Origin of the sequence: Streptomyces calidiresistens (assembly GCF_014141525.1) — a bacterium.
GTDB lineage: Bacteria > Actinomycetota > Actinomycetes > Streptomycetales > Streptomycetaceae > Streptomyces > Streptomyces calidiresistens.
Genome location: NZ_VKHS01000171.1, coordinates 1 through 8,318 on the forward strand (window position 1 = coordinate 1; position 8,318 = coordinate 8,318).

The 8,318-nt window shown below is 73.0% G+C and carries 6 protein-coding genes; 4 read left to right on the forward strand and 2 right to left on the reverse strand.

Translation table 11 applies throughout. The features are described 5' to 3' along the window. Positions 1-288 precede the first annotated feature (288 nt). From FOE67_RS09850 to FOE67_RS09865, 4 genes are all read left to right on the forward strand, one after another. Positions 289-1,380 carry a thiamine ABC transporter substrate-binding protein gene (locus FOE67_RS09850; RefSeq protein ID WP_182662636.1) on the forward strand — a complete coding sequence of 364 codons (1,092 nt, stop codon included), beginning with the start codon at positions 289-291 and terminating at the stop codon, positions 1,378-1,380. Beyond that, a complete protein-coding gene (locus FOE67_RS09855; RefSeq protein ID WP_323384601.1) occupies positions 1,377-3,029 on the forward strand; it encodes an ABC transporter permease in 1,653 nt (550 codons plus the stop codon). The genes FOE67_RS09850 and FOE67_RS09855 overlap by 4 nt, the downstream gene beginning before the upstream one ends. A gap of 79 nt (positions 3,030-3,108) precedes the next feature. Beyond that, a complete protein-coding gene (locus tag FOE67_RS09860) occupies positions 3,109-4,296 on the forward strand; it encodes an ABC transporter ATP-binding protein (RefSeq protein ID WP_182662638.1) in 1,188 nt (395 codons plus the stop codon). A gap of 189 nt (positions 4,297-4,485) precedes the next feature. Then, a complete protein-coding gene (locus tag FOE67_RS09865) occupies positions 4,486-6,126 on the forward strand; it encodes a family 10 glycosylhydrolase (protein ID WP_182662640.1) in 1,641 nt (546 codons plus the stop codon). A 64-nt stretch (positions 6,127-6,190) separates the two neighbouring features. On the opposite strand, the gene FOE67_RS09870 is transcribed toward FOE67_RS09865, so the two are convergent. Further along, positions 6,191-7,630 carry an aspartate aminotransferase family protein gene (locus FOE67_RS09870; RefSeq protein ID WP_182662642.1) on the reverse strand — a complete coding sequence of 480 codons (1,440 nt, stop codon included), beginning with the start codon at positions 7,628-7,630 and terminating at the stop codon, positions 6,191-6,193. Continuing rightward, complete coding sequence (locus FOE67_RS09875) at positions 7,615-8,103, reverse strand: Lrp/AsnC family transcriptional regulator (protein WP_143620341.1); 489 nt, start codon at positions 8,101-8,103, stop codon at positions 7,615-7,617. The genes FOE67_RS09870 and FOE67_RS09875 overlap by 16 nt, the downstream gene beginning before the upstream one ends. Positions 8,104-8,318: the final 215 nt, after the last annotated feature.

Sequence of the window (8,318 nt, forward strand, 5' to 3'; positions counted from 1 at the left end):
GCCCGTGGGGTGGGGCGGCCCGTGGGGGCCGCCCCACCCCACGGGGGCGCCGTCGGACGGAACCGACCCCCGGGTTAGGGTGACCGTCGAACAGGCGCCCGATCCGGGTGTCCGTCCACCGCCCGACAGGGGAGCGCTCGCAGCGCTGAGAGTGCGGCACACCGGCCGCAGACCCTTTGAACCTCGCCCGAGCGGCCTCGTGCCGCAGGGTAGGAAGTTCGGATTCTCTCCCGTGCTGCCGTGCGCGCCCTCCGGTCCGGGCCGACACGAACGCCGAGGTCCCGCACCATGAACCGCACGGCCACCACCGCTCTCGCCGCCTGCCTCGGCGTCGCCCTGCTCGCCGGCTGCGGGTCGGGCGACGGCGAGGGTGCCCCCACCGGGGGCGACGGGGAGGGCACCGACACCGCCGCAGCCCCGGTCACCCTGCTCACCCACGACTCCTTCGACATCTCGGAGGAGGTGCTGGAGCGCTTCACGGAGGAAACCGGCCACGAGGTCGTCATCGTGCGCGGCGGTGACGCCGGGGTGATGGTCAACCAGGCCGTGCTGACCGCCGGCAACCCGCAGGCGGACGTCCTGTTCGGGGTGGACAACACCCTGCTGTCCCGGGCCGTGGACGAGGGCGTCTTCGAGGAGTACGAGGCCGCCGGTCTGGACGCCGTCCCCGACGAGTTGCTGCCGCCCGACGGCGGTCGCTCCGTCACCCCGATCGACACCGGGGACATCTGCGTCAACTGGGACCGCGCCTGGTTCGAGGAGGAGGGCATCGAGCCGCCCGAGACCCTGGAGGACCTCGCCGACCCGGCCATGGCCGACCTGCTGGTCGTGCAGAACCCCGCCACCTCCTCACCCGGCCTGGGCTTCCTGCTGGGCACCGTCGCCGCCTTCGGCGAGGACGGCTGGCAGGACTACTGGCAGAGCCTGGTCGACAACGGTGTCGAGGTCGTCAACGGGTGGGAGCAGGCGTACTACGACCACTTCTCCGGCTCCGGCGGCGGTGACCGTCCGCTGGTGGTCTCCTACGCCACCAGCCCGCCGGCCGAGGTGATCTTCGGCTCCGACCCCGACCCGGAGGAGGCCCCCACCGGGGTGTCCACCGGCACCTGCTTCCGCCAGGTGGAGTTCGCCGGGCTCCTCTCCGGCGCGGAGAACCCCGAGGGGGGTCGGGCCCTGATCGACTTCATGCTCTCCGAGCCCTTCCAGGAGGACCTGCCGCTGACGATGTTCGTCAACCCGGCCCGGACGGACGTGGAACTGCCGGAGGTCTTCACCGAGTACGGCGTGGTCGTCGAGGACCCGTACACCCTCGACCCCGCGGTCATCGCCGAGAACCGCGCCTCCCTGGTGGACGACTGGACGGCACTGGTCCTGCGGTGAGCCCGGCCGCCCGCGGGCGGGCCGCGCGCTGCGGGCTGATCGCCCTTCCGGTCGCCTTCCTGGCGGTCTTCTTCGTGTACCCCGTGACCGCGATCGTCTCGCGGGGGCTGCGCGAGGACGGCGCCTGGCGGCCGGGTCGGGTGGTGGAGGTGCTCTCCGATCCGGGCATCGGCCAGGTGGTGTGGTTCACGGTGTGGCAGGCCGCCGCCTCCACCCTGTTGACCCTCCTCCTGGCCCTGCCCGGGGCCTGGGCGCTGGCCCGCCTGGACTTCCCCGGCCGCCGATTGCTGCGGGCCGTGGTCACCGTGCCCTTCGTGCTGCCCACCGTGGTCGCCGGGTCGGCGTTCCTCGCCCTGGTGGGGCGCGGCGGTCTGCTCGACGACCTGTTCGGTGTCCGCCTGGACGGTACGGTGTGGGCGATCCTCCTGGCCCACGTCTTCTTCAACTACGCCGTGGTGGTGCGCACCGTCGGCGGGATGTGGGAGCAACTGGACCCGCGGCAGGAGGATGCCGCCCGCGTCCTGGGGGCGGGCCGGTTCACCGCCTGGTGGCGGATCACACTGCCCGCGCTGGCCCCGTCGGTGGCCGCCGCCGCGCTGATGGTCTTCCTGTTCACCTTCACCTCCTTCGGGGCCGTGCTCATCCTGGGCGGCCCCCGGCTGGCGACCCTGGAGGTGGAGATCTACCGGCAGACCGCCCAGTTGCTGGACCTGCCGACGGCGGCGGTGCTGAGCATCGTGCAGTTCGCCGCGGTGTCGGTGATGCTGCTGGTGCACGCCCGCACGGTGCGCCGGCGGGAGACGGGGCTCGGTCTGACCGGCACGGTGGATCCGGCCCGGCCGCCCCGCGGGGTGGGACAGCGCCTGTTGCTGGGGTGGGTGCTGCTGGTCATCGGACTGCTCCTGCTCCTGCCGCCGGCGGTGCTGGTGGAGCGCTCGCTGTCGGTGCCCGGCGGGGGGTGGGGGCTGGACCACTACCGGGCCCTGTTCCTCGACGGCGGTGGCACCTTCCCGGTGGCACCGATGGAGGCGGTGGGCAACTCGCTGCGCTACGCGGCGGTGGCCACCCTGATCGCGCTGGTGGTCGGCGGTCTCGCGGCAGCGGCGCTCACCCGCCGGGCCGGACGCCTGGTGCGGGGGTTCGACGCGTTGTTGATGCTGCCGCTGGGCACGTCGGCGGTGACCGTCGGCTTCGGTTTCCTCATCGCCCTGGACGCCCCGCCCCTGGACCTGCGTTCCTCCTGGGTGCTGGTGCCGATCGCCCAGGCCCTGGTGGGGGTGCCGTTCGTGGTCCGGGTGATGCTGCCGGTGCTGCGCGCGGTGGACGACCGGCTGCGGGAGGCGGCGACCGTGCTGGGGGCCTCGCCGTGGAGGGTGTGGCGGGAAGTGGATCTTCCCCTGGTGCGGCGGGCGCTGCTGCTCGCGGCGGGCTTCGCCTTCGCGGTGTCGATGGGGGAGTTCGGGGCCACGGTCTTCATCGCGCGGCCGGACGCCCCGACGTTGCCGGTGGCGGTGGCCCGTCTGCTGGGACGGGCGGGGGAACTGACCTACGGGCAGGCGATGGCCCTGAGCACCATCCTGATGGTGGTCTGCGCGACGGTCCTGCTGGCACTGGAGCGGATCCGGCCGCTGCGGTCGGGTGCCTTCTGACGGTTCCGCCCCGGGCGGTGCGGGCGACCCGTGCGGTCGTTCCGGACCGGCAGCGCCGGGGCACGACGGGAGAACGAACATGGGAACGACCGGAACCACCGACGGGCCGCTGCTGCGCCTGGAGGGCATCACCGTCCGTTTCGCCGGGGCGCAGGGCCCCCCGGCGGTGGACGGGGTGGATCTGGAGGTGCCGGCCGGACGGACGGTGTGCGTGCTGGGCCCCAGCGGCAGCGGGAAGTCCACCCTGCTGCGGGTGGTCGCCGGATTGCGGCGACCGGACGGGGGACGGGTGCTGTTGGAGGGGCGGGACCAGGCGCGGGTGCCGGCGCACCGTCGGGGGGTGGGGCTGATGTTCCAGGACCATCAGCTGTTCCCGCAGCGCGACGTGCTGGGCAATGTCCTGTTCGGACTGCGGATGCGCGGCACGGACCGGGCGACGGCGCGTGCCCGGGCGGAGGAACTGCTCCGGTTGGTGGGGCTCCCGGAGGCCGGCGGACGTGCCCCGGCGTCGTTGTCGGGCGGTGAGCAGCAGCGGGTTGCACTGGCCCGGGCCCTGGCGCCGGAGCCCCGGGTGCTGATGCTGGACGAGCCGCTGGGGCAGTTGGACCGGGACCTGCGGGAGCGACTGGCCGTGGAGTTGCGGGCGCTGTTCAGGACCCTGGGTACGACGGTGCTGGCGGTGACCCACGATCAGGGCGAGGCGTTCGCGATGGCGGACCGGCTGGTGGTGATGGAGCGTGGCCGGGTGGCGCAGGTCGGCACGCCGGTGGAGGTGTGGCAGCGGCCGGCCTCCGCCTTCGTGGCCCGTTTCCTGGGGTTCCGCAACCTGGTGCCGGTGGAGGCGGTGGGGGAGCGGCGGGTGCGTTCCCCCTGGGGGGAGATCCCGTTCGACCCGGTTCCGGGCACCGGGTCCTCGGGGCTTCCGGAGACGTGGCGGGGGCGTGCGCAGTTGCTGGTGCGCCCCGGTGGGGTGCGGATCATCGGTGGGGCCACCGACCCCGTGGACGACGCCGGCGCGGGGGACGCCGGCGCGGGGGCCGGGACGGCGACCCCGCGGTGCGTGGTCACCGGTCGCACCTTCCGCGGCGATCACGTGGTGCTGGTGCTGCGGCCGGAGCGCGGGCCGACCGTCGAGGCGGCCTGTCCCCTGCGCGGGGCCCCGGAGGAGGGGGAGGTCGTCCGGATCCGGTTCGACCCCGCCGAGACGGTGGCGCTGCCGCCCGGGGAGGCGGGGGATCGGTGGGAGGCCCCGGCCCCGGAGGGGTGACCCGGCGCCGGATCGGCGGTCGCGTCGGGGCGTTGGGGGCCACCCGGAGGGCCGACACGCGAATCGGTGAAAGTTTCCGTCTGGACTGCGCCCCCGGGGCGAACTAAATTGTCACGGCGCCCCGGGTCCCGGCCGCCGGCCCGGTCGCGCGGCGCGGCCGCCGTCGTCCGGACCTCTCGAAGGGACCCCATGCGCCGGATCGTGCTCGTTCCGCTGTCCGTCCTCGGACTGTTGACCGTCCCGCTGCTCGCCTCCCCAGCCGGTGCCGCCGCAACGCCCGGGACACCCACCCCACCGACGCACCCCGCCGCCTCCGCCTCCGAAACGGACCCCTCCGGCGTTCCCGACCAGTGGCGCAGCTACTGGGTGGACGCCTTCAACGAGGGCGTCCAGAGCCCCGCCCGGGTGGGCGCGGTGATCGAGGACGCCCTGGCGGTGAACGCCAACGCCCTCATCGTGCAGATCTCCCGTCGCTGGGACTGCTTCTGCAACCGTTCCCTGTACCCCCGCACCGACGCCGCCATCGACCCCGCCCCCTACGACCCGCTGGACGAGGTGATCCGGCAGGCCCGTGCGGCGGGCCTGGAGGTGCACGCCTGGGTCAACGTCAACACCCTGTGGAACAGCGCCACCCCGCCGCGCTCCCCGGAACACGCCTTCAACCGGCACGGTCCCTCCGCCGAGGGGGCCGAGCGCTGGCTCAACCGCCGGGCCGACGGCACCGAGATGATCGGGGCGAACTCCTACATCGACCCCGGCCACCCGGCGGCCGTCGACCACATCGTCGAGGCGGTGCGGGGCCTGGTCCGCGAGTACGACCTGGACGGGATCAACCTCGACTACATCCGCCACCCCGACGGCAGCGCGGCGACCGGCCGCAGCGACTGGGGGTACAACGAGGTCTCCCTCGCCCGCTTCCGCGCCGCCACCGGACGCGTCGACACGCCCCACCCCGCCGACGGGGAGTGGACCACCTGGCGGCGCGACCAGGTGACGGGGCTGGTGCGGCGGCTGTACCTGGGGTTGTGGGAGGAGGACCCGACGGTCCGGCTCTCGGTCAACGCCATCACCTACGGCCACGGTCCCGGGGCCACGGGGGGCTGGGAGACCTCCCGGCCCTACACCGAGGTCCTCCAGGACTGGGCCGGGTGGCTGGAGGAGGGCATCGTGGACACCGTGGTCGCGATGAACTACAAGCGGCAGTGGGTGCCCGACCAGGCCGCGATGTTCGCCGAGTGGTCGGAGTTCCTGGCCGACCACCAGGCCGACCGCCAGGCCGTCAACGGTCCCGCGCTGTACCTGAATCCGATCGCCGAGAGCGTGGAGCAGGCCCGGATCGCCCTGACGCCCACCGCCGCCGGCAACACGGCCGCCGGGTGGAGCGGATACTCCTACGCCAATCCGAGCTCCGCGCACGTGGACGGTTCCGCGGCGAACCGGGCGGCGGAACGGGCGGCTCTGGCGAGAGCCCTGACCACCGGTCCGGACGCTCCGCTCGCGGGGCGGACCGGGGTGCCGGGGATGGAGTGGAAGGAACGACCGACCGACGGCCACCTCGCCGGGACGGTCGCCCTGCGCGACGGCACGCCGCTGGACGGCGCCCGGGTGACGGTCCGTCCCCTCGCCGGGAACGCCGGCGGCTCCGGTGGAACGCTCGAGGCGCGCACCGACGGATCGGGCCGCTTCGGCCTGGTCCATCTCCCGGTGGGCCGGTACCTGGTGACGCTCGACCCGCCGGCGGGCGCCTCCGGCCCCCGGACCGCGGTGGTCCGGGTCACCGCGGGCGGGATCGCGGGGGCCGACTTCACCCGGCTGGTCCCGCGTCGCTGAACGCCCGTCGCCTCCCCTCCCGGTCGACGGGAGGGGAGGCGACGGGGCGGTCACGAGGTCGTGGTCACAGCATCGACCACGCCTTGGTGAGCACGGACCGCAGGATCTGCTCGATCTCGTCGAACACCGCCTGGTCGCTGATCAGCGGCGGGGCGAGCTGTACCACCGGGTCACCCCGGTCATCGGCGCGGCAGTACAGACCGGCCTCGAACAGTGCCCCGGACAGGAAGCCGTACAGGACCCGCTCGCACTCCTCCTCGGTGAACGTCTCCTTCGTGGCACGGTCCTTGACCAGTTCGATGCCGTAGAAGAAGCCGTCCCCCCGCACGTCGCCGACGATCGGCAGGTCCAGCAGCCGTTCCAGGGTGGCCCGGAAGTCGGCCTCCTTCTCCAGCACGTGCCGGTTGAGCCCCTCGCGCTCGAAGAGGTCCAGGTTGGCGAGGGCGACGGCGGCCGACACCGGGTGACCCCCGAAGGTGTAGCCGTGCGCGAAGACGTTGTCCTCGCGGAAGAACGGCTCGGCGATCCGGTCGGAGACGATCGCGGCCCCGATCGGGGAGTAGCCGGAGGTCATCCCCTTGGCGCAGGTGATGATGTCCGGGACGTAGCCGAACTTGTCACAGGCGAACATCGTGCCCAGCCGGCCGAAGGCACAGATCACCTCGTCGGAGACGAGCAGCACGCCGTACCGGTCGCAGATCTCCCGGACCCGGGCGAAGTACCCGGGCGGCGGGGGGAAACAGCCACCGGCGTTCTGCACCGGCTCCAGGAAGACGGCCGCCACGGTCTCCGGTCCCTCGAAGAGGATCTGTTCCTCGATGCGGTCCGCCGCCCAACGGCCGAACGCCTCGGGGTCGTCGCCGTGGATCGGCGCCCGGTAGATGTTGGTGTTGGGCACCTTGTGGGCGCCGGGCACCAGGGGTTCGAAAGGGGCGCGCAGGGCCGGCAGGCCGGTGATGGACAGCGCGCCGTGCGGGGTGCCGTGGTAGGCCACCGCCCGGGAGATGACCTTGTAGCGACCGGTGCCGCCGGTCAGCCGGTGGTACTGCTTGGCCAGTTTCCAGGCCGTCTCCACCGCCTCGCCGCCCCCCGTGGTGAAGAAGACCTTGTTGAGGTCGCCCGGGGCGTGGTGGGCCAGGCGCTCCGCCAGTTCCACCGCCGGGGGGTGGGCGTAGGACCACACGGGGAAGAAGGCCAGCTCGCGGGCCTGGGCGGCGGCGGCCTCGGCGAGTTCGGCCCGGCCGTGGCCCGCCTGGACGACGAACAGCCCGGCGAGACCGTCGATGTAGCGGCGGCCCCGGTCGTCGAAGACATGGACGCCCTCGCCCCGCACGATGGTGGGAACCGGCGCCTGCGCGTAGGACGACATGCGGGTGAAGTGCATCCACAGGTGGTCCCGGGCCGCGCCGGGGCCGGCTCCGCCCCCGGCGGGCGACGGCGGGTCGGAGGGCGAGGGGACGGTGGTCTGAAGCGGTTCCGTGCTCACGGCTATCGGGTTCCCCATGCGTAGGTCTGCTTGCGCAGCTTGAGATAGACGAAGCTCTCGGTGGATCGCACGCCCGGCAGGGTGCGGATGCGCTTGCTGATCATCTCGAGCAGGTGGTCGTCGTCCTCGCAGACGATCTCGACCAACAGGTCGAACGAGCCGGCGGTGACGACGACGTAGTCCACCTCGTCCATCTCCGCCAGCGCGTCCGCGACCGGTTCCAGGTCGCCCTCGACGTTGATCCCGACCATCGCCTGCCGCAGGAAGCCCACGGTGAGCGGGTCGGTGACCGCCACGATCTGCATCGCACCCTGGTCGAGCAGCTTCTGCACCCGCTGCCGCACCGCCGCCTCGGAGAGGCCGACGGCCTTCCCGATGGCTGCGTAGGAACGGCGGCCGTCCTGCTGCAGTTGCTCGATGATGCCCAGCGACACCCGGTCGAGCGGGGGGCGGCTGGTCGTGTGTCTGGAGTCTCGGGCCACCCGGTTCACTGTGCACGAGCGGAGTCGGGCGCGCAAGGTCGTGACGATGGGATCCGTCGTTTAACCAAAGAGAAACAACCGAATCCCTTGTTGAAGGACCCTTTGACTGTCAGGATCGGCTTTCATTCCGGTTCCCGCTCCCGTGCCGGCGGGAACCGAACGGTCGTGTCCGGCATCCGGCCCCTCCGCCCGACCCCGGTGCCGCTCCCGTACCGCCTCCGTAC

What these genes read in the sequence shown, in the direction of transcription:
- FOE67_RS09870 (WP_182662642.1), bottom strand. Translation starts at nt 7,630, where the DNA reads ATGGGGAACCCGATAGCCGTGAGCACGGAACCGCTTCAGACCACCGTC.
- FOE67_RS09850 (WP_182662636.1), top strand. Translation starts at nt 289, where the DNA reads ATGAACCGCACGGCCACCACCGCTCTCGCCGCCTGCCTCGGCGTCGCC.
- FOE67_RS09865 (WP_182662640.1), top strand. Translation starts at nt 4,486, where the DNA reads ATGCGCCGGATCGTGCTCGTTCCGCTGTCCGTCCTCGGACTGTTGACC.
- FOE67_RS09860 (WP_182662638.1), top strand. Translation starts at nt 3,109, where the DNA reads ATGGGAACGACCGGAACCACCGACGGGCCGCTGCTGCGCCTGGAGGGC.